Origin of the sequence: Brevibacillus sp. MER 51 (genome assembly GCF_023714195.1) — a bacterium.
Taxonomy (GTDB): domain Bacteria; phylum Bacillota; class Bacilli; order Brevibacillales; family Brevibacillaceae; genus Brevibacillus.
On sequence record NZ_JAMAUS010000010.1, the window covers coordinates 155,461 to 178,253 of the forward strand.

Here is a 22,793-nt window from a genome sequence, read left to right on the forward strand (position 1 = left end):
GCTATATTCGTTCCACCGGGCTTGTCAGGCAAGTAGGCCCACCTGTTCCCTTATAAGAAATCTCCTCGCCCTCATACTCGTACACAGTCGCTCCTGCGTCGAGAAGGCGTTGCTTGGTAATCGGGTTGCCTGCCACGACCATGCACACACGCGGCGCAAGGGCGAGAACATTGCTGCCGAGATTATCGTACTCATGATCAGGTACCTCGATTAGCTGAATGCCTCTATCAATGAGCAGTTGACGGAAAAATACAGGCATCAGCTTGGAGTAGACCACTGCCAAATCATGATCGACCATGCTGATAATCGACATCAGATGCAAACATTCCGCAGGACCGCGATCATACGGAAGCTGTACCACGATGATTTCGTCCGTGAAATCCTTGACCATTTCCGTAATTTGAGCGATAGCCGCTTTGTTCGTCCGGAAGCCAAGGCCAATCGCGAGTGTTTTTTCATCCAGCCAGACGAGATCGCCGCCATCTGACAAGGCATCGCCTGTGAGCTGTCCCAGGATCGGAATATTGTTTTCCTCTAAAAAAGCTTTGTATACTTCTGCTTCTCCCTGACGGAGCTCTTTACCAGATTTGAGGATAATTGCCCCTTTGGAAGTAAATTTCACCGGATCATGGGCGTAAATGGAATCCAGTCCGGTTTTATCGGATTGTGGCAAGTGCAGGACATTTTCCACATGCTCGCGCAAAATCGATTCGAATTTGGCGTATTCATGCAGAGCGCGGTCCCAGTCAGGGCGGTCTGTATAGTTGAAGGTTTTCCACGATTGATCGAGATGTTCTTGACTGATAAATGCTTGATGGGGATGCTTGATGATGACTGTTTTCATCTTTTTGACCATGGATTGGCTGCCTTGGAACATAGTTGCCTCCCTTTTTCCACATTGCAGAATATTATTCATATTTCGAAATGTTCATTATTAGTTTACACATTCTGATTTCTGACTGTCAATCTGTGATTCCTTGGAGTTTTTTTGCGATTCACAAAATTAGAGCAAATGGTTTAACATAGTTTCATATGAGAAGATAGATAAAAAAGGGGGGATGACCGTGATTCAATCGTTTGATCGAGCGATGGCGATTGCAACGGCACTTTCGTCGGATGAACATAGAAAATGGTGGACGATCAATGATTTAGCGAAGGAATGCCAGCTCCCGGTCAGCACCATTTATCGGCTGTTGTACACGTTGATGAAGCATGGACTGGTAGAGCAGGATGCTGCGACCAAGCAATATACGTTGGGGATAAAATGGATGGAGTTCGGCTTGCGCGTGCTTGATCGGATCGATTATCGGAAGGTGATCAAGCCGATGATCGAGGAGCTCGCCAGAGAAGTGAACGAAAGTGTTTATTTCAGTCAGCCTAGCGGACTCGAATCCATTGTCGTCGATCGCGTAGACAGTCAGCATAATATTCGCATCTACGACCAGTTGGGCTTGCGGATTCCGATGCATATCGGTGCGGCCAATAAAGTCGTGCTGGCCCACATGCCTGTGGAGGAAGCACGACAAACCGTAGTGCAGCTAGTGGGTGAAGAGCAGGTGCCTGCTTTTATGGAGAAGCTTCAGGAGATCAGGGCAGCTGGACATGCGGTCAGCTTTGCGGAGCGGACGGAAAATACGGCATCCGTCGCAGCACCGGTGATTGATTACACACAAAAGGTAGTCGGGGCATTAAGCATTGGAATTGTTACGTATGATTTGAAGGAGGAACGACTCCAGTATTTGATTGAACGGGTAAAGGATGTCGCTCTCAAAACCTCGCAACGGCTAGGCGGCCTGTCAAAGGCTTGACTGGCCTTTTTTTATTTTGATTTCCTTGTACCATTTCCCTTTTGCTGATGATCACAGTAGGAGCTGCTGCTTTGCTCTTCTCAAGCCCATTGTGGGTTACGCAACCAACAAGTAACTGTACATGCCGCGGCACGGGCTTATCTCCAACATAAATCGCTCAGTCCCCGACGGGAGAATGGATGCCATACGAATAAAGAGAGATACCAGGGGAAGACTCCTGGTGTTTCTTTTTGCATAATGCCTTCCCAGAAATTGCATAGTAAAGCGTGAGGGGAGGGACAAATGTGGAAGTACTCGGAGAAAGCATACTTGTCATCGGGCGCGTATGCACGATTATTCCTTTATTACTGATCATCACCTTGTTCATGGGGAAGCGCTCGATTGGTGAGCTACCTGTTTTTGACTTTATCATCATTATTACGTTGGGGTCAGTGGCGGGGGCTGACATTGCAGAGCCAGATGTCCGGCATATTCCGATTGCAGTAGCGATTCTGACGTTGGGCGTCCTGCAACGGGTCGTATCTCAGTTGTCCATTGTCTTTCGCTGGTTTGGCAGAATGGTTACATTTGAACCGACTGTCATTTTTTTTAACGGGACTTTTCACGTCAAAAACTTGAAAAAAATCCGCTATTCGCTCGATAATGTGCTCCATATGCTTCGCGAAAAAGATATTTTTGACCTGGCAGAGATTGATTTGGCCATTATCGAGGCGAATGGTCGTTTGACTGTGCTCAAGAAAGTAGAGCGGCAGGTCGTAACGAAACAGGATTTGGGTATCCAGACTTCTTCTACGGGAATGGCGTTGCCTGTCATTGTAGAAGGCAAGATTTATCCGGATGTACTGTCATACCGGAACCGCGGTGAACAATGGCTGGTGCACGAATTGAAGAAAAAGGGGATCGTGTCCGAACAAGTCTTTCTTGCAACAATCAATCGCCAAAATGAACTGCAGTTCACCTTGAAAAACGAAAAAGAACCACAAGTGCCCCCGCTGCATCATTAGCGATTGAATGGAAAAAGGCACAGTCCCTCTGCAAAAAAATTGCATGAAGTCACTGTGCCTTATACGGGAGCATAATGGTGAATTTGGTTCCTACTCGCGGTTTGCTTGATACATTGACCGTTCCGCCAATCGCATGGATGACATGATAGGAGTACGTCAACCCAAGACCGGTCCCGGTTGTTTTCGTAGAAAAGTAAATCGTTCCGAGGCGGCTGATCTGTCCTGCATCCATGCCGACACCGTTATCCTTGATCACCAATAGGGCTTTGTTTCGCTCGATGAGCAAGTCCAGGGAGACTTTTCCGTCCGAAATATCCGAGCATGCCTCGATGGCATTTTTGATGAAATTCACCAACACTTGCTTGAACTCATCTGGATTGGCCTTGATCGTAACAGGTCTCTCAAAGTCTTGCAGCGTAAGCTCCACGTTATGCATATTGGCAAAGGGGAGCATCACTTCACGGATGGCATGCAGATGCTCACTGACATTAATGATCTCATGCCGTTCCTTGAGCGGCTTGGAAATCGCAAGGTACTCGGTCAAAATGGCTTCTGTCCGTTGGATTTCATCGAGACTGATCCGAATGTATTGATCGACTTTTACCAAATTTTCCGGACATTCCTGTATTAATTTCAAGAAGCCTTTAACTGCTGTCAGCGGATTGCGAACCTCATGTGCGAGCGATGCAGCAACATGGCTCATCGTCTGGATTTTTTCGTTTTGCGCGTGGCGGATAAACAGCTCCTTATCCGAAACGCATTTGCTGAAAAGCGACATTAATAACCAGAGGCCGAAAAAGTTTTGAATAGGAATCACTATGGTGTAGTAAACGAGGTGTTGAGTTACATAGGTGGGAAAAAAGTAATAGGTAGTCCCTAAAGCAACCGCAGAAAAAATCGCACTCGTCATAAAAAGATACAGTGTTTTCCGATAACTGGCTTTGTAGTGTCGATACAAAAAGAGTGATATGACAAAATTGACTGTAAGGATCAGCAGGGCAACCCATGTTCCTTCGCCACCGAGGTAGTACCGATAAACCAAGGCTTCAATCAGAAGGAGCAAGGCAATCTCGACTCCGCCATAAACCAGTCCGAAAAGAATGATGACATGTCGGATATCAAAAAACATGCCATTCGTGACACTCGGGGCGAAGGTCATCGCGAGAAACATGCAGGCTGAGCTGGTGATGACAATAAAGGAACGGCTGTAGTTCCTCATTTTGTCACGGTAATAAATGTTGAAAAACACAAACGGGATAATGGCGAAACACCATTGAAGAATGACTTCTTTTAATAGACTCATGTAGCATCCCCATCGCAAATATTTGCTAGGCTTGTATCAATCTACGATAATTCGACAAGACACAACAAAATCCCTCTTGATGTTACAGAAGAAACTGGAATATTTATCAAGAAAGTTGTTTCGTAAACCTAGTTGACAGATAGGTAATTGCCAGATTATATTCTGTATATACTTATACAAACGTTTTGAAAATAGAAACAACTCTTATCAAGAGAAGGCTGAGGGAATGGCCCTATGAAGCCCGGCAACCTAGCACGAGAGAATGCGTTCTTTCGAGCCAAGGTGCTAACTCCAACAGGTAGAATACCTGACAGATAAGAGGCGAGAATCTTGTCGATTTTTGTCCTCTTTCTCTGTGAAAGAGGATTTTTTGCGTAGCTGTCGCGGGGAAGAAGCGCATTTCCAGTCTACGCTTCGGCCTCCGCCCCGCTGTGAGTGAAGACTGTCCGCTTCGGAAGAAATAGCGGGAGCGCTTCAAACCTGAAAACGCGAATGCGTTTTTGTATGTAATAAAAGCTGAAATTCCCCGCTATTTCTTCCTACGCTGAGATGGGCTCCAGAGGCGCTTGGACTGGAAATGCGCTTCTTCTACGAAGTTTCTTTCCTTTTTGAAAGTGAAATCAAAAGAAGCTTCGATCGAATGAGGGGAAACAAAATTTTTAATTTTGTTATGTGTTTTAAAAAGAAAAAGGGGGAACATCTCAATGAAAAAGAAACTCGGTCTGATCACATCACTTGTTTTGGCAGCATCTGTTCTTGTGACGGCATGCGGCAGCGGGGCAACAACGGGAACCGGCAGCACAAACGGCAGTGCTTCGGGAGAGAAGGCGAAGAGAATCGCATTGATCATGCGTCAGAACGTAGGAACGTTTTCTGCACAATACATCAATGGCGTGAAGACAGAGGTGGAGAAAAACGGCGGCGAGTTGACCGTTTTCAATGCAGATACCGATCTGGCAAAAATGGCGTCCAATCTCGATGCGGCTGTGAACCAAAAGTTCGACGGCATTCTGATTGATCATGGTACGGCGGAAGCGTTGCAGCAGGGCACGCAAAAGGCTGTGGATAAAAAAATCCCGGTCGTTCTGTTTGATACAGACATCAACATTCCGGGTGTGCCAGTTGTGGCGCAGGATGACAACAAGTTGGCAGAGCTGAGCCTGGAGAAGCTGGCGGCAGATACAAACGGCAAAGGCAATATTGTGAAAATTTGGGTAGCTGGCTTTGCGCCTATGGAAAAGCGCCAAGTGACCTATGAAGCTTTCCAGAAGAAATATCCGGATTTGAAAGAGATTGCGGCATTCGGTTCTGCTACCAACAATACGGCCCTCGATACACAAACGCAGATGGAAGCGATCTTGAAAAAGTATCCGAACAAAGGTGACATCACAGCGGTATGGGCGGCATGGGATGAATTTGCCAAAGGGGCGACACGCGCCATCCAGCAAGCAGGCCGTACGGAAATCAAAGTATACTCCATCGATTTGAGCGATGAGGATCTGCAAATGATCCAGGCGGAAAACTCTCCGTGGGCAGCGACGGCAGCAGTAGACCCATCCAATATCGGACGCATCCATGCCCAAACCGTGTTCCAAAAAATCAAAGGCGAGCAGGTGCCAGACAACGTGAAGCTAACCCCAGTGCTGGTGAAACAAGAGGACCTGCCGAAGGATAAAAAAGCAACGATGGGCGACCTGTCCCAATACGTACAAGAGTGGGGCAAGTAAGAACCAAATTGGCTTTTCCCGTTGAGCTGTAACCGTCAACGGGATTTTTCCTTATAGAGGTGGGAACACGCAGGTAAACAGGAGGTGTGAAACATGTCCACATTGCAGATGAAAGGGATGGCGAAGCAATTTTCTGGGGTTCCTGCCCTGCGATCCGTTAATTTTGAGGTGCGTGCAGGAGAGGTTCACGCACTGCTCGGAGCCAATGGCGCGGGAAAGAGTACCTTGATGAAAATTCTCACGGGAGCGTATCAGGCAGATGGCGGTACGATCACCATCGATGGACAGGCTGTGACGATCAATTCGCCGCAGGATGCCAAAGCACAGGGCATCCAATGTGTATATCAGGAAGTGGACACCGCCTTGATCCCGTATTTGAGCGTCGCCGAAAACATATTGGCGGACCAGCTCGTCCAGGCGAAAACCAAAGGACTGATCAACTGGCAGAGCTTGTACAACGAAACGGAGCAGATTTTAAAAAACTTCGGCTTTTCCATTCCGGTGAGGATGCTCGTCGAGGAATGTACGCTGTCGGAAAAGCAATTGATTTTGATTGCACGGGCGACCGTTCAAAAGGCGAAGTACGTTATTTTCGATGAACCGACAGCGCCGCTGAGCACGAAGGAGAGCGAGCGGCTGTTTCAAATCATTGCGCAGTTGAAAAAAGCTGGAGTCGGGATCATTTATATCTCCCACCGCCTGCCGGAAATCTTTGAAATCTGTGATCGGATCACGATCATGCGCGATGGACAGCACGTCATGACCACAGACACGGTGAAGACCAACATGGACGAAGTGATTGCGAACATGCTGGGCAAAAGCTTTGACGAGGAGTTCCCGAAGCTCGAAGTGCCGATTGGCGAAACGATTTTTGAGGCGTCAGGTGTAGCTGGCGGCAAAGTACACGGAGTCGACCTGCAGGTGCGCGAGGGAGAGATCGTGGGTGTCGTCGGTCTAGTCGGGGCAGGGAAGACTGAGCTCGCCCGATTGCTCTTCGGTGCAGATGAGGCAAAGGCTGGAGCCATTCGATTGCATGGAAGACGTATCCAACTGCGCTCGCCAAAAGACGCCGTCGATGCCGGAATCGTACTCGTCCCGGAGGAAAGGCGCAAAGAGGGTATTTTTGTAGAGGAGTCCATACAGAACAACCTGTCAGTCGCCTCGTTGAAAAAGAAATCCTGGCTGGGTTTTATCAAAAGAGGGGCGGAAGCGGCTAACGCAAAAGAGCTGGTGCAGCGCCTCGGTGTAAAAGCAGCCGATATCAAGCAGTTGGTCGGTTTTCTCAGCGGCGGAAACCAGCAAAAAGTCGCGATCGGAAAATGGCTGGATACAAACGCTCACCTCTTTATGTTTGACGAGCCGACAAAAGGAGTGGATATCGGAGCGAAAAGCGATATTTACCGCCTGATTGGAAATCTTGCCGAACAGAAAAAGGGCGTCCTGTATTTCTCCTGTGAGTTTCAGGAAGTCATCGGGATCGCAGATCGGATTCTCGTCATGTTCGAGGGCAAGATCGTGAAGGAATTGAGTCGCGAGGAAGCAACACAAGAGCTGATTATGTACTACGCAAGCGGAGGTGAGTAACGTGGCAGATAAAAAGTTTGGCTTATTTGATTTTGTTTACAAATACGGAACGGTTGCAGTCATCGTTATTGTCATGTTGTTATTCAGCTTGACTAACCCGTATTTCTTCACGTACGACAACTTGACGGACATTCTTCGCTCCATCTCGATTGTGACATTTGTCGCGATTGGCGTTACGTTCTCGCTGATTGTCGGAGGCTTTGATTTGTCTGTAGGATCGACGGTTTCATTGACCACGGTCGTTTCTGCTTCGATGATGGTTTGGTACGAACAGGGAGTCTTCCCGACACTGGTTGTTCCGATTGTACTCAGCTTGCTCGTCGGGCTGATCAACGCGTTCTTGGTCGTGAAAATTCGCATTCCTGATTTGCTGGCTACTCTGGCGATGCTCTACATCGTCAACGGTATTCATATGACGTATTCCCAAGGCTACTCGATCTACGCAAACATGCCGATGCAGGACGGCTCGCAAGCTCCGGGAAAATTTCAGGAATGGTTCCTGTGGCTGGGCCAAGGAGAAATTCTCTCCGTTCCTGTTCCGGTTATCCTGACCTTTCTACTTGTCGCGATCACGCATGTGTACTTGACCTATACGAGACAGGGACGGATGCTGTACATGACAGGCGGCAATTTGGAAGCAGCCCGTCTGTCGGGGATTCCTGTGAATCGCTATCGTACCTTGGCATATGTGCTTTCTGCTCTTTTTGCAGGCTTGGGCGGGATGCTTTTGGCAGCGCGGATCGGTACCGGGCAGGTGAGCAGTGGCGGCTCCATGCTGATGGATGCAGTAGCGGCTGCTTTCGTAGGCTTCTCCGTTTTCGGTGCAGGAAAGCCAAACGTATTCGGTACATTTGTGGGAGCCATTCTGATCGGAGTACTACTCAACGGCATGACGATGCTCAATCTGCCGTATTATGCTTACGATATTATTAAGGGGACGGTTTTGGCGCTTGCCCTGGCTGTGACCTATTATCAACTGCGCAGAAAACGAAACGCTTAGAATCGTAACGTTCTTCTTGCTTTTCTCTCATCAACTTCTCATCTTCCTATTATTCCCTTCTCTTTTTTGAAGCTTAGCATTGGTCTTACTCAAGTGAGACCAATGTGAAAGCAAATTCAAATAAAGAGAAGGGATGTTGTTTTTATGCGTATACTCCTTGTGCCTTCGGGCTTTAAGGAAAGCTTAGATGCTGAGCAAGCCGCTGAGTGCATGAAAGAAGGAATTCTGCGCGTGCTCCCGCTCTCCCAAGTACAGACACTGCCGATGGTAGACGGAGGAGAAGGCTTTACAAAAGCGATTGTGAAAATTTCGAATGGCTCGATAATCGATAAGGAAGTAACAGGCCCTGTAGGAGAAAAGGTTCCTTCCCATTTCGGAATATTCGGATCCAAGACGACAGGTCAAACGGCTGTGATTGAGATGGCGGCAGCAGCGGGACTGCGACTGGTTCCAAGGAGCTTGCGTGACCCGCGCAAAACGACGACACATGGCGTCGGTGAATTGATCAAAGCGGCGCTGGACATGGGGGCAGAGCGTATTTTGCTAGGCTGCGGCGATTCTGGTACTTCCGATGGCGGGGCAGGCATGGCGCAAGCACTTGGCGCGAGATTTTTGGATGCAAGCGGTCGAGAAATCGATATTGAAGGCGGTATCTCGCTGGCAAAAGTAACGAAAATCGATGTTTCCGGGATGGACAAAAGACTCAAGCAGGTGCAAATCGATGTGGCTTGCAACTGGTTTAACAAACTGTGTGGGGATAATGGAGTCGCCCGTGTGTTTGGACCGCAAAAGGGAGCGACGCCTGAGCAAGTGGTTGAGCTGGAAGAAGCACTCGAACAATTCGCGTCTATCATTGAGCGGGATTTCGGGATCGACGTCAGAGAAATGCCGGGCAGTGGTGCATCGGGTGGCTTGGGTGCCGGACTGCATGCTCTCACGGGTGCGAATCTTTATCCACGCTACGATATCATCATGAAGTACATTGATTTGGATCGGATGCTTCAAGAGACAGACCTTGTGTTTACGGCGGAAGGAAGCATTGATTTCCAAACACCGCGAGGAAAAATTCCGGTGGAAGTGGCGAAGCGGGCGAAGAAGCATGCCCTGCCGGTAGTGGCTTTGGTGGGGACTGTTGGCAAAGGTGCCCGACTTAATTATGAGCACGGAATTGACGCGTACACGAGTATTTTGCCGATGCCGTCTACGTTGGAAGAAGCGTTTATTCATGCACAGAAATGGTTGACCGATTGCTCGGAAAGCTCCATGCGAACCATCATGGTGGGCTTGCAGCTCGCAAATCGTTTAATGGCGAAGGAGCAAGTATCGTGATTGCACAGACCGTCGCAAAGGAAAGACCTGCCTGGGTCCTTCCGATTGTCCTGATAATGTTCGTTGAATTACTGCTTATGCTGCCGTCTTCCCTGACATTGGAAGCCAAATGGAGCTTGTTCTGCTTCTGTGTCGCCGTGATCCTGTGGACGACCACCTCGCTGAACTCCGCCTATGTAGCGATTGGCTCCGTGTTACTCCTCGTCGTGACAGGAACGGCTGACCAGGAAATTTTGTTCGACTCGCTCGCCTCCGATGTCATTTGGTTAATGATTGGCTCGTTCATTCTCGGCGGTGCGCTTCAAGTGACCGGCTTGGCAGGCAAACTAACAGATCTGGTTGTGAGCCGCGCAAAGAATGTCAAAAGCTTGTTTTGGCTCTTGACGGTCGTCGTTCAATTTCTCGCTTGCTTTATCCCGTCTACTTCTGGACGCGCAGCGGTGCTACTGCCTGTTTTTCACTCGCTGACCTCCGAAATCGGGAACAAGCAAATCACGAAAGCCATGGCGATCCTGATTCCGACGATTATTTTAGTATCGACGAGCTCCACTATGATCGGAGCAGGCTCCCATTTTATCGCACTCGATATGCTGAAGGAGTTCAATGGGGAAGGGATTAGCTTTGCAGAGTGGCTATTGTGGGGACTGCCGTTTGGAGTAGTGGCCAGCATCGTGACTTGCCGGATTGTTCTGGCTCTGTTTCTCACCAAAGACGAGATGCAGCGCCCACTCGCGAGCAAAAAGCTCTCCCTTACCTTGTCCCGCAACGAAAAATATACGGTTGCCGTGATCGGGGCGATGGTCATTTTCTGGCTGACAGAGCGTTTTCACGGAATCGAGATTGCAACTACGACAGTCGTTGGCGCCTTTCTTTTGACATTGCCGAATGTGGGTGTCATGAAATGGAAGGATGGCGTACAGTCTGTCTCGTGGAATCTGATTCTGTTTGTAGGGGCAGCGATTGCACTCGGAAAGTCGTTGTTGGAGAGCGGCGCGGCAGAGTGGATCATGAAAAAGCTGTTCACGATCACAGAGCATCTGGAAGGGGAATCATCCCTTCTGATCATTGTGGTTATTACCTTGCTGACACTGACCTCCCATCTGTACATTACATCGCATACAACGAGAGCCGTCATTCTTGTACCACCGCTTCTCTACTTTGCGAGCAGCCTTGATTTGAATGAAGTGACCATTTTGTTCTTAGGAAACGTCGGCATGAACTACTGCCTGACCTTCCCTGTCAGCTCCAAAGCATTGCTCATGTTCCAGGAAAGCGGCAAGGAGACCTTTTTGCCTAAGGATTTGCTGCGGTTGAGCTTGTATGCAGGGGCAGCCCACGCAATTCTGATGATCGTCTTTTATTACGCTTACTGGCAGTGGGTGGGGTTATCGATATAAGTAAAAAATGATATCTTTCGTACGGATTACTCTTTGATCCACAGCCAATATTTGCTAAACTCATCTGGATAATGGAGCAAGGCTTAGGAGGATTACATGTCGGAGCGAATATTAATTGTGGAAGATGAAGAGAAAATTGCTCGTGTGATTCAATTAGAACTGGAATACGAAGGTTACGAAAGCGAGATCGCCAAAACAGGGCTCGAGGCGCTGGAACAATACAACCAAGGCGGATGGAACCTGGTTTTACTCGATGTACTGCTGCCAGGCTTGTCAGGCATAGAAGTGCTTCGTCGGATTCGGGTAAAGGACTCCGCGACGCCAGTCATTTTGTTGACGGCCAGGAATGCTGTCGTAGACAAAGTAAATGGACTCGATCAAGGAGCGAACGACTACATCACGAAACCTTTTGAAATCGAAGAACTGCTGGCTCGCATTCGTTCCTGCCTCCGCTTGTCCCAGATGACAAGAAAAGTGGAAGCCAGCTCCAAGGTAGAAGTAGCGGATTTAAGCCTGGATGAAAAATCGCGGGAAGTGACGAGAGGGTCCAGCCAGATCGAGCTGACGCCGCGTGAATTCGATTTGTTGCTTTATTTGATGCAGAATAAAAACCAAGTTCTGAATCGTGAACAGATTCTTACACATGTATGGGGATTTGATTATTTCGGAGACACAAATGTCGTTGACGTGTATATCCGTTACTTGCGTAAAAAGGTGGACCAAGGGTATGAAACCCCGCTTTTGCATACAGTACGAGGCGTTGGTTATATGCTGAAGGGGTAGATTATGAAAATCAAAAATAAAATTCATTTGTTCTCCACGGTCGCACTCTTGCTTCTGTTGCTCATGGTCAACAGCTTCATTTACTTCATGTTCTACAAAGTGACAACAGACGGAGAACTGGATCGCCTGCAACGAGAAGTTCTGCACATCCAGAGTGGCCTCAATCAGATCGGGGTAGAAAGTTTCGGCCCTGCGACGCTCTTGCAGCCGTATTTGCCATCGAACGGGATGATCCGGATTATCGATCAAGAGTCGCGAGCGATCGTCACGCAGGAAGTGGACAGCACGCGGCCCATCCCGGCACCCAAGCCTATCTTTGATAGAAAAGCGAGTGACGGTGTCTTCGATGTCAATGGAGCGAAATATGCGTTCGTCAAAGTCCCGATCATTTGGACGAATGGAAAAATTGTCACGTTAGAAGTCATTGAAAGTATTGCGGGTTTGCAAGAAAATTTGAGCCTGCTGCAAAATGTTCTGCTATTTGCTTCGTTGTTCGTGCTGATTCCTGCTTTTTTTGCAGGGCGTATGTTGAGCAACCTGATTTTGCGACCAGTCAACTCGATGATTCAAACGATGGAAGACATTCAAGCCCGCAGTATTTTTAAGAAAATACCGCTTGAGCACACATCCAAGGATGAATTGCATGCGTTAGGAAGTACCTTTAACAAGATGATGGATTTATTGCAGCAAAACTTCGAGAAGCAGCAGCAGTTCGTCTCTGATGCTTCCCATGAATTGAAAACGCCGCTGACCGTAGTAGAAAGCTATGCGAAGCTATTGAAGCGTTGGGGGACGAAAAAGCCGGAGGTTCTGGCAGAGTCGGTGGAAGCGATCTATTCCGAAGCCGTGCGCATGAAGGATATGACCAATCAAATGCTCCTTCTTGCAAACAATAGTGCCGAATGGAATCTGGATGTGAAAGAAATCGACTTGATCCCGATGTGCCAAACGACCATTGCACAATTGACCAATGCGTATGGCAGAGCCTTTCAACTGGGCGCAAGCCACGAATCGGTTCCGGTGATGGCCGATGAACAAAAACTAAAACAAGTGCTCGTCGTTTTACTCGACAATGCGATGAAATACAGCTCCAATGAAATTGAGGTTGAGGTGGGTATTCAAGGGGAGCGTCCATTTTTCTCAGTGAAGGATTACGGAATGGGGATTCCCAAGGAAGATTTGCAGCATGTTTTTGATCGTTTCTTCCGTGTAGACAAAGCCCGCAGCCGTGAAACAGGGGGCGTAGGACTCGGTCTTTCCATTGCCAAACAGATCGTCGATGCCCATCAAGGCGATATTGCCCTGGATAGCGAAGAAGGGAAATGGACGCTCGTGACCGTTTTTCTGCCAGGGCAGGCTAAGAAATAGCAGGAGGTACGTATGAATAAAAAGTGGAAAATAGGGCTGCTGGCAAGTTTTCTGTTGGTCACTACAGCATTTGGCATGCAACGGATCTTCGCGAGCATGGATTTGCGGTCATTGTCAGCGGAGGAAGTCAAACAGATCGTGACGGCCCGCTACCCGGGGAAGATTGAATCAATCTCCATGACAGATGTAGGAGAAAACAGCATTTACAATCTCCAGCTCCTCAATGAGCGTGGAACATATAGTGTGATGGTGAATGCACATACGGGCGAAATTATTGATTTGAAGGAGCTATCCTTGGTCGCAGCCACTGCGCAGCCGAAGGCAAACGAAACGGCGACGAATCCAATACAGCCGGGTTCAATTCCGACAGCCAGCACAGCACAGCAACCTAATAACGCTGGGAAAGATGCTTCTGGCAACGCGACCAAGCCAGCTACAACCCCAACACAGCAGCAGCCGAAGCCAAATCAAGGCTCGAATCCACCAGCGCAGTCACAGACCAAAATTACGGAACAGCAAGCGAAACAGATTGCGACAGAAAGAACAAGTGGCGGCAAGATCGATGATGTTGATTTGATCGAGACAAAGAGTGGAGCCGTCTATCGGGTGATCACGGAAAAAGACTCGAAAACGGTAGACGTACGCATACATGCTATTACCGGAAAAGTGCTCTCGACTACGACTATCGACAATAGCTCTACCGATGATGATGACGATGATGATCAGACACCAGCGGATAAAAACGGCAGTGCTCCGGCGGATACTCCAACAAGTGGGGACACGAACTCCGTCGACATCGACGACGATGATTTGGATGATGGTGATGATGATTAGGATTTAGATTTTTCATATGGAGGGAGCCGTCAGTGTCTGCATTGACGGTTTTTTCGATGTGCAAATTGAGGACAGAGATACAAATAGAAGAGAAAAAGCATCTGTTCCGATCCCCGTCTATCGGCTTACATACGCACGTACAGAGCGGTATAAATATGTCGACGCCATAACCAATCAGCCGGGTCGATGACTTCACTCCCTTCGTAACGCACAGTGAAACTGCAGGTACGCTTTCTCGTAGAAAGAGAAGAAGGGAGAGGGTGTATCTGTTTTTTCTTGGATTAACGCTTTGCATGATCGCATGGATAGCGGGAGGCGTATTTCTGTATCAAGGGGATTATGTTACAGGAGGAGTCTTGATCATACTTGGTTTGCTTGTTTTGATTAGCATGATCCTCTATTATTCGACAAACCGTAAAAACCGTAAAAATTGTTCGCCAGATTGCAGCCATCTTCCCGTTGATTGTCCGAATTGTGATGCAACCGATTGCGATTGCAAGCCAGATTGAGGGGGGATGAAAATGAATACGCAGTGGATTCCCTGTCATCGACGAGCAGATCGTTCCTTTTCTATCGGTGGCAAGAAAATGCCGCTATGTGCCAGGTGTGTTTCGATCCTAGCTGGATACTTGCTTGCGCCTGTTTTTGCAGGAATGCATATCGTGACCTCTTACTATTTCATTGGACTGCTTTTATTGCCCATGCTGATTGATGGCTTTACCCAACATTGGAAGTGGCGAACAAGCAATAACAAACTGCGCTTTTTCACAGGGTTCAGTTTTGGAATCGGACAGTCTTTGCTCATTTCCAATGTCGTTTGGTTTTTGGTAGAGAGACTGGGGTGAAGTCGATATGCCTCTATGTACACAAAAATTTCAATATTATGCTAATCCTTTCACCGGGGACATCCCTCCTATATAATACTGGTGGGGGGATATAAGTGATCCATTATAAGACATACATACGTGGTGAGGATTGCGAATGGGTGACTTTTGTCCATGGGGCAGGGGGCAGCTCGTCGATTTGGTATAAACAACTTAAGGCATACAAAGAGAATTTCAATGTTCTTCTAGTAGATATGCGTGGTCACGGAAAATCTAAAAACATCCCGGGCAAGCTGTTTAAAACATACACCTTCGATGATGTCAGCAGAGATATCATTGAGGTTTTGGATCATTTAAAAATCGTTTCCACCCATTTTGTGGGGATTTCTTTGGGGACGATTATTGTGCAGATTATTTCGGAGCAGGCCCCGGACAGAATGCGTTCTATGGTTTTGGCAGGGGCTGTGACGCACATGAATGTTCGATCGCAGGTATTAATCACGCTGGGGAATATGGTCAAACATTTCATCCCGTACATGTGGCTGTATCGACTGTTCGCATGGGTGATCATGCCGAACAAGCGTCATAAAGAATCGCGTTCCTTGTTTATCCGCGAAGCCAAAAAGCTTTGTCAAAAGGAATTCAAGAGATGGTTCAAGCTGACTAAAGGCATTAATCGCTTCCTGGGAACCCTCTTTGATAAAGAGCCTCCCATCCCTACCTTGTTCATTATGGGGGACGAAGACCATATGTTTTTGCCATTCGTCCAGATGCGTGTGAAAAAAAGGCAATATGCACAGTTGAGTCTAGTCGCTGACTGCGGTCATGTCGTCAATGTCGATCAGCCGGAAGAATTTAACCGAATCTCCATCGGGTTTATTCAAAAGCAGTCGACAATAGCACACAGAATGTATGCACTGAATCCAGCCTAGCTTCGTAAGATAAGAGCCGCAGAGAGTGCTTCTGGGGTTCTTTGTTTTTTCTGCGGGTTGCGATTGGCGATGAAAAATGTTCCAATGTAGGAGTAGAAAAGGGGAATAATTACATTCGTAGACAGGAGGGAAACACATGTCGATTCAAAATGAACATGATTTGATCTGTTTGAAGCGGATCGGTAGTATTGTCGCTGAAGCAAGAGAGGCGATGATAAAAGCAGTGCGGGCAGGCGTGACAACAAAAGAGCTCGACCGGATTGGCGGAGAGATCTTGGCAAAGTACGGCGCGCGTTCTGCACCGAATATCACGTATGATTTTCCAGGGAATACGTGCATCAGTGTCAATCACATTGTTGCGCACGGCATTCCTGATGATACAGTCTTGAAAAATGGCGATATCATCAATATTGATGTCTCGGCGGAGCTGGATGGATATTTTGCCGATACAGGTGCTTCCATCGTGGTAGGGGAAGGTGAGCCCGAGAAACAATCCTTATGCGAATGCGCCGAGGAGTCGCTGTACAAGGCATTGGATGCGGCAAAGGCTGGATCGAAGCTTAGCCAGATTGGTCGCATTGTTCATCAGGAGGCCAGGAAAAAAGGCTTTACAGTGGTCAAAAACCTTACGGGTCATGGCATCGGCAAAAGCTTGCATGAAGAGCCTGCTTACATTTTGAATTACTATGACAAAAAGGACAGACGCTTGCTCACAGAAGGTCTCGTATTGGCCATTGAAACATTCATTTCAACGGGGACGGAATATGTGGACGATGGCAGGGATGGTTGGGCGCTCATTACGCCTGATAAGAGTTACGTAGCTCAATACGAGCACACCATCGTTGTGACGAAAGGGAAGCCAATTATTTTAACGGCTTGATTGCAGGGAGACCTCAGATGGATGAGGTCTTTTTTGTGAAGAAAAACTTGCAGAATACCCAATGATTGTATATTCTTTATATAAGAATGTATGTTCGCATTCCGTAGAGGAGGCTTCTTTCCATGAATCGGTGCGGCTGGGTGAATCAGGACCCTATTTATATGGATTATCACGATCACGAGTGGGGAGTTCCTGTCTATGAGGATCGGTTGCTCTTTGAATATTTGAATTTGGAAGGAGCACAGGCTGGACTGAGCTGGTACACGATCCTGAAGAAGCGGGAAAATTATCGAAGAGCGTTTGATAACTTTGAAGCGGAGAAAATCGTTCAATACGATGAAGCCAAAATTGAGCAATTGCTGACAGACGAAGGCATCGTTCGAAACAGGCTGAAGATTCGCGGCGTCGTGAAGAACGCCCACGCGTATTTGCGGGTTGTGGAGGAGTTTGGGTCCTTTAGCAGCTATCTTTGGTCGTTTGTAGGCGGAAAGCCGATCCATAATCATTTTCAGGAAATGAAGGATGTGCCTGCTTCTACCGAAATCAGCGACAAGATGAGCAAGGATCTGAAAAAGCGCGGTTTTACGTTTGTCGGTTCAACTATTTGCTACGCCTTTATGCAAGCAGTCGGCATGGTCAATGATCACGTAGCGACATGTGATCTCTATCAAAAAAACTAGGACGAGCTTACGGGGAGGGGAGAATGGCATGAACGAAAATGATCTCTTAATCTTAAACTTTGAGGAAGTAAGACGTAGAAGCATCAAGGTGTGGAAGGCAATCCCTACAGAAATGCTGAACTGGAAGCCTGACGATAAAGCGTTCACGTGCGGAGAAATGATTCGCCATGTCATCGAGGGTGAGTTTTTGTATCACCAGATTTTGATCCAACGGGGAAGCGCCGCCTTGTCTGACATCCCCAATCCGTATGAAACCAAAGAGTTTTCGAGCGTAGAAGAAGACTTGGCCTTTGCGAAACCGTATCGAGAAGAGTTTCTCCGCTTCGTCAGAGGGCTGTCCAAGAGTGACTTGGAGAGTGTCCGCATCGATCGATCCGATGTAGGCTATGTCCGCACACTTGGAGACATGCTGCTGCGAATCGCTTATCATGAGTCGGTACATACCGGTCAACTGCTAGATTATATGAGAACGATGGGTGTTGAACGTCCGAATATTTGGGATTAAGAGAGTGCGAAAGATAGAAAAGCAAGCAAGTTCTTCTGCTATGGATGCGTGAGGGGCTTGCTTTTTTATTTTTATAAGATATTTCAAGCGTGATGGGCAGATAAAACCCAAAAAGTATGAGAATTCTGTACTTTTATAGAGTAGGAACATCAGTTAAATAAGGATAATTTCATACTTCTACACAAGCACGATCTCCACTCGGGAACGTGCTTTTTTGATGTCTTCTTCTGAAAATTATGCAGTGGATCAACCTGGAAAATCATCTCCAAAAATCTGGTAGAAAGAACTTGAACTTATTACGTTGGTATGAGATACTTGTACTACAAGAGAACGAATGTTCCTATTTCCGGATGAAAAAGACAGAAGGTGAAGCAAGTGACAGATGAGCAGTTGAAAGAGCATTGCAGAAAAGTGCTCAAGAGGATTGCTTGGCGATTGCAGTACGCCGCCAAGAAGCGTTTGTACAGGGAGACGGTGATCAAAGAGGAGGTGCGGGGAACGGAAGCGGTCGAGGACAATCTGTCGGATCTGTATGTTCAGGAGGTGTTGATGCAACTCCCAGAAAAAGCCCGGATCATTATCAAGCAGGTCGTCCTACAAGGAATGACAGAAGAACAGGTAGCCAAAAAACTGAATATGACCAGACAAGGAGTGAGTAAATGCAAAAACAAATATTTGCGCCAATTGGCCGAGAAGCTGACTCGTTCAGCCTGACCCTCCAAAAAGCACAGTCAGGAGATAATCGGGCTGTACTGACGATCCTCGACTTTCTGCTTCCTGACATGGAGTACCTCGCTTCCTTTATCAAACTACCTCGGGAAGAGAGCATGCAAGAAATGAAAACCGCGATGCTCGAAGCGATCCGCAGTGGAGAAGTGATGCTATGATGACGATTGATTACGTTCAGGTTCTCGCGGTTGTCGTGTGCTTCCTTGCTTTAATCGTCACGTTTAAGCAGGTGGATTTGCAGATTCGGATTAATAATCTGTTCAATCTGCAATTAAAGGCAAACAAAGAGAAAAAGAAAGAGCAACTGGAACAAAAAAAGGAGACTCCGACTGACGATCGGAATCCCCGTTGAATGCTTGGGGCAAAGAATACAACTGGTGAGTATCCTCTTTGCCCCCTTTCATTATACAAGAAAATGACGATGCAAAGGAGATACGTACGAAATGATAGAAGCAGCATTAATCGGAGCAGCTGTTTTATTGGTCGGAGTCATTATCGGACAGATTGGTTTGTCTCAAAGATTAAGAAAAGACGCAAGAGTCAACGAAAACCGATAAGCAATCATACGGACTTCATATATATGACCGAGGGGGAATAGTGCCTTGATCAGCAAAGATATTTTCATGGAAGCAGTATGCGAGGTTTGTCCGGCAACGTGCTGGGGAAAGAAATCACATTGCCAGGTTCATGATAAGCACGTAGGAAAAATCGATTCTTGCCCGGAGTGGGACAAGTACATGCGGGATCAAGAGGCAAAAGGGCAGCAAAAGACAGTATCCGCTAGAAAAGAAGGCTTCGTCCGGCTGAGTGAGCAAGCACCCATTGTAGATTTTCTACAGAAAGCCGAGGAAGAAATCCGCGACTATAATTACATGCAAATCGAGATCGTTCGTATCCAGCGTTTTTTGCGCGAGGCGGGGGAAGGAATGGTCTCTCAGTATGGATTGGATGCAGGCATGCCAAAAGGAAAGGGCACCACGGGAGATAAGACGCACGCGGAGGTTGTACGCCGGGAGCGGAAATGGAAGAGGCTGCAAAATTTGCAGGATAAAATCGAGCGGATCAATAAAGCGGTAGAGACGATTCCGGGGGAGCAGGAACGCTTGGTGGTCGAGGCTTTGCTGGATGGCGACAAGAACAATCTGATTGCCAAAGAAATCGGTGTGTCCCGTCAGCGGTATTATGAAATCAAGCGCAGTGCGGTGATGAAGATGGCATGGGCGATGTATGGCGATCAGGCTCAGCAGACCGGATGATGATTTAATAGATGAGAAGCTGTCTGGAAGATGACAGCTTCTTTTCATTTTCACAAGCATGATTGAGGTTGACAAAGGTTGACACTTCCTGACACATCGGGTCATTTTCCCGGTTTTTCCTCCGAATCAGTTATACTTGAGTCAAGCGAAACAAGTAAGAGAGATACGAGCCATCCGAAGAAGCTATCGGGTGGCTTTTTATGTACGCCGACGGCTCAAATGCCCGGCGAGCGGGGAAAACGGCGATGGCGCCACACGATGTTGCGAGTTCAAAGCTACAGGCAACTCGCTCCCTGCTCGGCGGGTATTTGCCGTGGATGCCTTGCCAAATGAAGTGAAATAGTGGGGGGAAGAGTCATGTGACGAAGACAGAAGAGAATACCACAAGTATGGGAGGTGGAAGCTGGATGGATCGTGAGCTAGCCGTTCTCATTGAACTGGTAAAGGAAGCGTACCCAGAGCTGGCTACTGTTGTAAATGTGGACGACTGGATGGCGCAGCGATTTCAGCCGCCTATCGCGTTTCTTTTGACGCAAGGGGTCCGTGAAGAAGGAAGAAGCCTCACTTCCTATCAGGTTGTCTCAGAAGCAGCCATCGTCCTCCACTATCCAATGGTAGCAGGCGTCTACCAGCCGCTTTCAGCTGAGCCGCTGCGTGAGCTTCTTCGCCAAAATCAATTTAGCTATCAAGGCAAATCGTCTGGATTGTCCATCGAGATCGACAGCTCCACCTTGCGTATTTGGCGGGATAAAAAGGACCGGACGGAGATCGTGTTCCAGTTCACCTACAACGTGGCGGTGCAGAGAGCAGCCACAGAAAAAATCAACGAATTTGATGTAGAGGGGGTCCGATCATAGTGGCACGAAAAGAACAACAAGCACAGGCCCCAGAGCTTGTGCAAACCAAACAAGCGTGGATCAAGAGCGCCGCTTATCTTGGAGCCGAACGGTTCGAGGTAGCAGGTGCTCTTTTTTCTGAAGCAGATGATCAACTACTGGCAGAAGGACAAGTGAAGAGCCGACTGACCAAATACAAAGGCGGGGTGTAAGCATGACCATTCAACGTGAACGTCCGGGTGTAACGGTCGAACTGATCGCAAAAGCAAAAGAACGTGTAGTACCGAAGAGCGGTGTCGTACTGGTTCCGTATCAAGCAGAGTGGGGCGCGCCAGATGAGCTCGTCAAGCTGGGGAGCTTTGAGGAGCGACTTGCCCACACATTTGGCAAGGTCGATACCGTGGAGCTGGCAGCAGAAGGCGGCGCGACGATTCTCGCGTACCGCATGACGAATGGCACAGCCACAAAAGCAGCGTATGAGCAAGCGGATGCAATCAGAGTCGAGGCTCTGTATCCGGGTTTGGTAGGTAACGAGCTGAAGGTTATGATTACTGCCTCGACGTCCGAGCCAGACAAGAAGGAACTCCAGGTAACAGGTCCGCTGCAAACCGAGAAGTTTTCGTTTGCGGATGCGAATGAGTTGGCAGCGAAAACGAGCCAATCCAACTATGTGCGTGTGAAAAAACTGGGCGAGACTGCCGTTACAATCGTGCCAGAAACAGCGCTGACAGGAGCGAAAAGTGGCACAGTAGCGCTTACCGCAGCTGACTCAACTAAGCTGTTCATGGCTGTGTCCGGTGCTGATTTTGACACGATGTATCTGCCTTTTGACGATGCGGCTGTACAAGCGGCAGCGAAGCAATTCATGAGCGATCGTCGTACACAAAACAAGAAGCTCAGTACACTGGTAATCGGCGGCAAAGCGGCGGACGACGAGAACATGGCGAAGCACATCGAGCGGTCTGTGGCGCAAAATGCCCGTTTTGTCGTGAACAGTGCTATCGCTGGTCAACACAACAACGGGAAAGTATACGGCAGTCTGGAGTGGGCCGCATGGGTGGCGGGTATGATCGCCGCGACACCTGCGCATGAATCGCTGACGGCTGTCGTCGTTCCATTGAAAAAAGCGCTCAAGGATTGGGGCCACACCGATATTTTGAGTGCGCTCGGCTCCGGTACGCTGATCGCAACCCGCGACGGGGATGTGTACATCATCGAGAGCGCCGTCAATACGCTGGCGGTCCTTGGTACGCATGAGCGCGAGGACTACGGCAAAATCCGTGTCAGTATGACGCTGGATCAGATCGTCAACGACATCAGTCAAGTCGGCAAGAAATACAAAGGCAAGCTCGGCAACAACGATTTGGGCGGCGCGGTATTTGTCTCTGCCGTCAACGCGTACATGACCGTTCGCGAGCAGCAGGGCGCAATTGATACGGGCTGGACATTCACGGATAAGAAGAACGGCATCGGGGATCGCCGTGGCTTCCTCTTGTCTGCGAAGCCGCTTGATGCCATCGAATACTTTGACATTGACTGGGAGGTGCTGTAATTGGCTATTGCACGCGATATTAAACTGAAGAACTGCCAAATTTACGATGAAAACGGAGACCCGATCTTCGGTACTCTGGAAGGAAAAATGGTGCTCAAGGTAGAGTACGGCGACACGAATCGCCTGCAAAAAGGAAAAATCCAGACCGTCAACGACTGGCATGTAGAAGTGACATTGAAAATTACCGCAACCAACGCTGCGTTGAAATACTACTGCGTCGATCAATTGACGCAAGGCAAAACCCCAGTCCTCCCATTCCTGATCGGCGAGACGCTGGACAAGGAAGCGGGCAACTCCGAACGCGTCCGCATTTCCAACATTGTGCTGAACCCAGACGAAATTACGCTGTGGGAAGCCAAAGCAGACGGCAACGATCACGCGACCTACGACCTGAAAGGGATGTCCATCGAAAAGCCGGACTACCTCGATGAATTGCCAACCTACACGGAATAGGAGAGTTTA

26 protein-coding genes and 1 riboswitch are annotated in these 22,793 nt (G+C 48.2%); of the genes, 24 read left to right on the forward strand and 2 right to left on the reverse strand.

Annotation, left to right across the window (positions count from 1 at the left end):
- Position 1: 1 nt before the first annotated feature.
- A complete protein-coding gene (locus tag M3630_RS21075) occupies positions 2-877 on the reverse strand; it encodes a dimethylarginine dimethylaminohydrolase family protein (RefSeq protein ID WP_251253391.1) in 876 nt (291 codons plus the stop codon).
- Between the two features lie 187 nt (positions 878-1,064).
- Here M3630_RS21075 and M3630_RS21080 point away from each other — a divergent pair, with 187 nt between their 5' ends.
- Positions 1,065-1,808 (forward strand): IclR family transcriptional regulator, encoded by a 744-nt coding sequence (locus tag M3630_RS21080; protein ID WP_353057254.1) that lies wholly within the window; start codon positions 1,065-1,067, stop codon positions 1,806-1,808.
- Positions 1,809-2,092: 284 nt separating this feature from the next.
- Positions 2,093-2,812, forward strand: coding sequence for a DUF421 domain-containing protein (locus M3630_RS21085; protein WP_251253393.1), 720 nt, complete (start codon positions 2,093-2,095; stop codon positions 2,810-2,812).
- Between the two features lie 49 nt (positions 2,813-2,861).
- On the opposite strand, the gene M3630_RS21090 is transcribed toward M3630_RS21085, so the two are convergent.
- Positions 2,862-4,115 carry an ATP-binding protein gene (locus M3630_RS21090; RefSeq protein ID WP_251253394.1) on the reverse strand — a complete coding sequence of 418 codons (1,254 nt, stop codon included), beginning with the start codon at positions 4,113-4,115 and terminating at the stop codon, positions 2,862-2,864.
- A 201-nt stretch (positions 4,116-4,316) separates the two neighbouring features.
- Positions 4,317-4,436, forward strand: a riboswitch (SAM riboswitch).
- A gap of 383 nt (positions 4,437-4,819) precedes the next feature.
- Here M3630_RS21090 and M3630_RS21095 point away from each other — a divergent pair.
- From M3630_RS21095 to M3630_RS21200, 22 genes are all read left to right on the forward strand, one after another.
- The gene (locus M3630_RS21095) at positions 4,820-5,842 is read left to right on the forward strand and encodes a sugar ABC transporter substrate-binding protein (protein WP_251253395.1); all 1,023 of its coding nucleotides are present in this window, start codon (positions 4,820-4,822) and stop codon (positions 5,840-5,842) included.
- A gap of 93 nt (positions 5,843-5,935) precedes the next feature.
- Positions 5,936-7,426, forward strand: coding sequence for a sugar ABC transporter ATP-binding protein (locus M3630_RS21100; protein ID WP_251253396.1), 1,491 nt, complete (start codon positions 5,936-5,938; stop codon positions 7,424-7,426).
- A 1-nt stretch (position 7,427) separates the two neighbouring features.
- On the forward strand, positions 7,428-8,426 hold the full coding sequence (locus M3630_RS21105) for an ABC transporter permease (RefSeq protein ID WP_251253397.1): 999 nt from the start codon (positions 7,428-7,430) through the stop codon (positions 8,424-8,426).
- Between the two features lie 144 nt (positions 8,427-8,570).
- Positions 8,571-9,755, forward strand: a complete 1,185-nt coding sequence (locus M3630_RS21110) for a glycerate kinase family protein (RefSeq protein ID WP_251253398.1) — start codon at positions 8,571-8,573, stop codon at positions 9,753-9,755.
- 56 nt (positions 9,756-9,811) lie between these two features.
- Entirely contained in the window at positions 9,812-11,152 is a 1,341-nt protein-coding gene (locus tag M3630_RS21115) for an SLC13 family permease (protein WP_285861693.1), read from the forward strand.
- Positions 11,153-11,248: 96 nt separating this feature from the next.
- Positions 11,249-11,935, forward strand: coding sequence for a response regulator transcription factor (locus tag M3630_RS21120; RefSeq protein ID WP_173611173.1), 687 nt, complete (start codon positions 11,249-11,251; stop codon positions 11,933-11,935).
- A 3-nt stretch (positions 11,936-11,938) separates the two neighbouring features.
- Positions 11,939-13,303 carry a sensor histidine kinase gene (locus M3630_RS21125; RefSeq protein WP_251253400.1) on the forward strand — a complete coding sequence of 455 codons (1,365 nt, stop codon included), beginning with the start codon at positions 11,939-11,941 and terminating at the stop codon, positions 13,301-13,303.
- A 12-nt stretch (positions 13,304-13,315) separates the two neighbouring features.
- Positions 13,316-14,137: a PepSY domain-containing protein gene (locus tag M3630_RS21130; RefSeq protein ID WP_251253401.1), complete on the forward strand. Its 822-nt coding sequence runs from the start codon at positions 13,316-13,318 to the stop codon at positions 14,135-14,137.
- 515 nt (positions 14,138-14,652) lie between these two features.
- Positions 14,653-14,982 (forward strand): DUF2085 domain-containing protein, encoded by a 330-nt coding sequence (locus tag M3630_RS21135; protein ID WP_173611175.1) that lies wholly within the window; start codon positions 14,653-14,655, stop codon positions 14,980-14,982.
- Positions 14,983-15,077: 95 nt separating this feature from the next.
- Entirely contained in the window at positions 15,078-15,893 is an 816-nt protein-coding gene (locus tag M3630_RS21140) for an alpha/beta fold hydrolase (protein WP_173611176.1), read from the forward strand.
- Between the two features lie 136 nt (positions 15,894-16,029).
- Positions 16,030-16,773 carry a type I methionyl aminopeptidase gene (gene map, locus M3630_RS21145; protein ID WP_173611177.1) on the forward strand — a complete coding sequence of 248 codons (744 nt, stop codon included), beginning with the start codon at positions 16,030-16,032 and terminating at the stop codon, positions 16,771-16,773.
- Positions 16,774-16,895: 122 nt separating this feature from the next.
- Complete coding sequence (locus tag M3630_RS21150; protein WP_015893337.1) at positions 16,896-17,453, forward strand: DNA-3-methyladenine glycosylase I; 558 nt, start codon at positions 16,896-16,898, stop codon at positions 17,451-17,453.
- Between the two features lie 28 nt (positions 17,454-17,481).
- Entirely contained in the window at positions 17,482-17,958 is a 477-nt protein-coding gene (locus M3630_RS21155; protein WP_173611178.1) for a DinB family protein, read from the forward strand.
- A 375-nt stretch (positions 17,959-18,333) separates the two neighbouring features.
- Entirely contained in the window at positions 18,334-18,672 is a 339-nt protein-coding gene (locus tag M3630_RS21160; RefSeq protein ID WP_251253402.1) for an RNA polymerase sigma factor, read from the forward strand.
- Positions 18,618-18,845, forward strand: a complete 228-nt coding sequence (locus tag M3630_RS21165) for a hypothetical protein (RefSeq protein ID WP_017251813.1) — start codon at positions 18,618-18,620, stop codon at positions 18,843-18,845. The genes M3630_RS21160 and M3630_RS21165 overlap by 55 nt, the downstream gene beginning before the upstream one ends.
- The gene (locus tag M3630_RS21170; RefSeq protein WP_173611180.1) at positions 18,842-19,039 is read left to right on the forward strand and encodes a hypothetical protein; all 198 of its coding nucleotides are present in this window, start codon (positions 18,842-18,844) and stop codon (positions 19,037-19,039) included. Before M3630_RS21165 ends, M3630_RS21170 begins: the two co-directional genes overlap by 4 nt.
- A 250-nt stretch (positions 19,040-19,289) precedes the next feature.
- On the forward strand, positions 19,290-19,943 hold the full coding sequence (locus M3630_RS21175) for a hypothetical protein (RefSeq protein ID WP_173611181.1): 654 nt from the start codon (positions 19,290-19,292) through the stop codon (positions 19,941-19,943).
- Between the two features lie 200 nt (positions 19,944-20,143).
- Positions 20,144-20,281 (forward strand): hypothetical protein, encoded by a 138-nt coding sequence (locus M3630_RS21180; protein WP_251253403.1) that lies wholly within the window; start codon positions 20,144-20,146, stop codon positions 20,279-20,281.
- A gap of 21 nt (positions 20,282-20,302) precedes the next feature.
- Positions 20,303-20,800, forward strand: a complete 498-nt coding sequence (locus M3630_RS21185; RefSeq protein WP_251253404.1) for a hypothetical protein — start codon at positions 20,303-20,305, stop codon at positions 20,798-20,800.
- On the forward strand, positions 20,800-20,991 hold the full coding sequence (locus M3630_RS21190) for a hypothetical protein (protein WP_173611183.1): 192 nt from the start codon (positions 20,800-20,802) through the stop codon (positions 20,989-20,991). The genes M3630_RS21185 and M3630_RS21190 overlap by 1 nt, the downstream gene beginning before the upstream one ends.
- Before the next feature lie 2 nt (positions 20,992-20,993).
- Complete coding sequence (locus M3630_RS21195; protein ID WP_251253405.1) at positions 20,994-22,331, forward strand: phage tail sheath subtilisin-like domain-containing protein; 1,338 nt, start codon at positions 20,994-20,996, stop codon at positions 22,329-22,331.
- Positions 22,332-22,784, forward strand: a complete 453-nt coding sequence (locus tag M3630_RS21200) for a hypothetical protein (RefSeq protein WP_007723453.1) — start codon at positions 22,332-22,334, stop codon at positions 22,782-22,784.
- Positions 22,785-22,793: the final 9 nt, after the last annotated feature.

What these genes read in the sequence shown, in the direction of transcription:
- M3630_RS21075 (WP_251253391.1), bottom strand. Translation starts at nt 877, where the DNA reads ATGTTCCAAGGCAGCCAATCCATGGTCAAAAAGATGAAAACAGTCATC.
- M3630_RS21090 (WP_251253394.1), bottom strand. Translation starts at nt 4,115, where the DNA reads ATGAGTCTATTAAAAGAAGTCATTCTTCAATGGTGTTTCGCCATTATC.
- M3630_RS21095 (WP_251253395.1), top strand. Translation starts at nt 4,820, where the DNA reads ATGAAAAAGAAACTCGGTCTGATCACATCACTTGTTTTGGCAGCATCT.
- M3630_RS21100 (WP_251253396.1), top strand. Translation starts at nt 5,936, where the DNA reads ATGTCCACATTGCAGATGAAAGGGATGGCGAAGCAATTTTCTGGGGTT.
- M3630_RS21110 (WP_251253398.1), top strand. Translation starts at nt 8,571, where the DNA reads ATGCGTATACTCCTTGTGCCTTCGGGCTTTAAGGAAAGCTTAGATGCT.
- M3630_RS21115 (WP_285861693.1), top strand. Translation starts at nt 9,812, where the DNA reads ATGTTCGTTGAATTACTGCTTATGCTGCCGTCTTCCCTGACATTGGAA.
- M3630_RS21120 (WP_173611173.1), top strand. Translation starts at nt 11,249, where the DNA reads ATGTCGGAGCGAATATTAATTGTGGAAGATGAAGAGAAAATTGCTCGT.
- M3630_RS21125 (WP_251253400.1), top strand. Translation starts at nt 11,939, where the DNA reads ATGAAAATCAAAAATAAAATTCATTTGTTCTCCACGGTCGCACTCTTG.
- M3630_RS21130 (WP_251253401.1), top strand. Translation starts at nt 13,316, where the DNA reads ATGAATAAAAAGTGGAAAATAGGGCTGCTGGCAAGTTTTCTGTTGGTC.
- M3630_RS21135 (WP_173611175.1), top strand. Translation starts at nt 14,653, where the DNA reads ATGAAAATGAATACGCAGTGGATTCCCTGTCATCGACGAGCAGATCGT.
- map (WP_173611177.1), top strand. Translation starts at nt 16,030, where the DNA reads ATGTCGATTCAAAATGAACATGATTTGATCTGTTTGAAGCGGATCGGT.
- M3630_RS21150 (WP_015893337.1), top strand. Translation starts at nt 16,896, where the DNA reads ATGAATCGGTGCGGCTGGGTGAATCAGGACCCTATTTATATGGATTAT.
- M3630_RS21155 (WP_173611178.1), top strand. Translation starts at nt 17,482, where the DNA reads ATGAACGAAAATGATCTCTTAATCTTAAACTTTGAGGAAGTAAGACGT.
- M3630_RS21165 (WP_017251813.1), top strand. Translation starts at nt 18,618, where the DNA reads ATGCAAAAACAAATATTTGCGCCAATTGGCCGAGAAGCTGACTCGTTC.
- M3630_RS21170 (WP_173611180.1), top strand. Translation starts at nt 18,842, where the DNA reads ATGATGACGATTGATTACGTTCAGGTTCTCGCGGTTGTCGTGTGCTTC.
- M3630_RS21180 (WP_251253403.1), top strand. Translation starts at nt 20,144, where the DNA reads ATGTACGCCGACGGCTCAAATGCCCGGCGAGCGGGGAAAACGGCGATG.
- M3630_RS21195 (WP_251253405.1), top strand. Translation starts at nt 20,994, where the DNA reads ATGACCATTCAACGTGAACGTCCGGGTGTAACGGTCGAACTGATCGCA.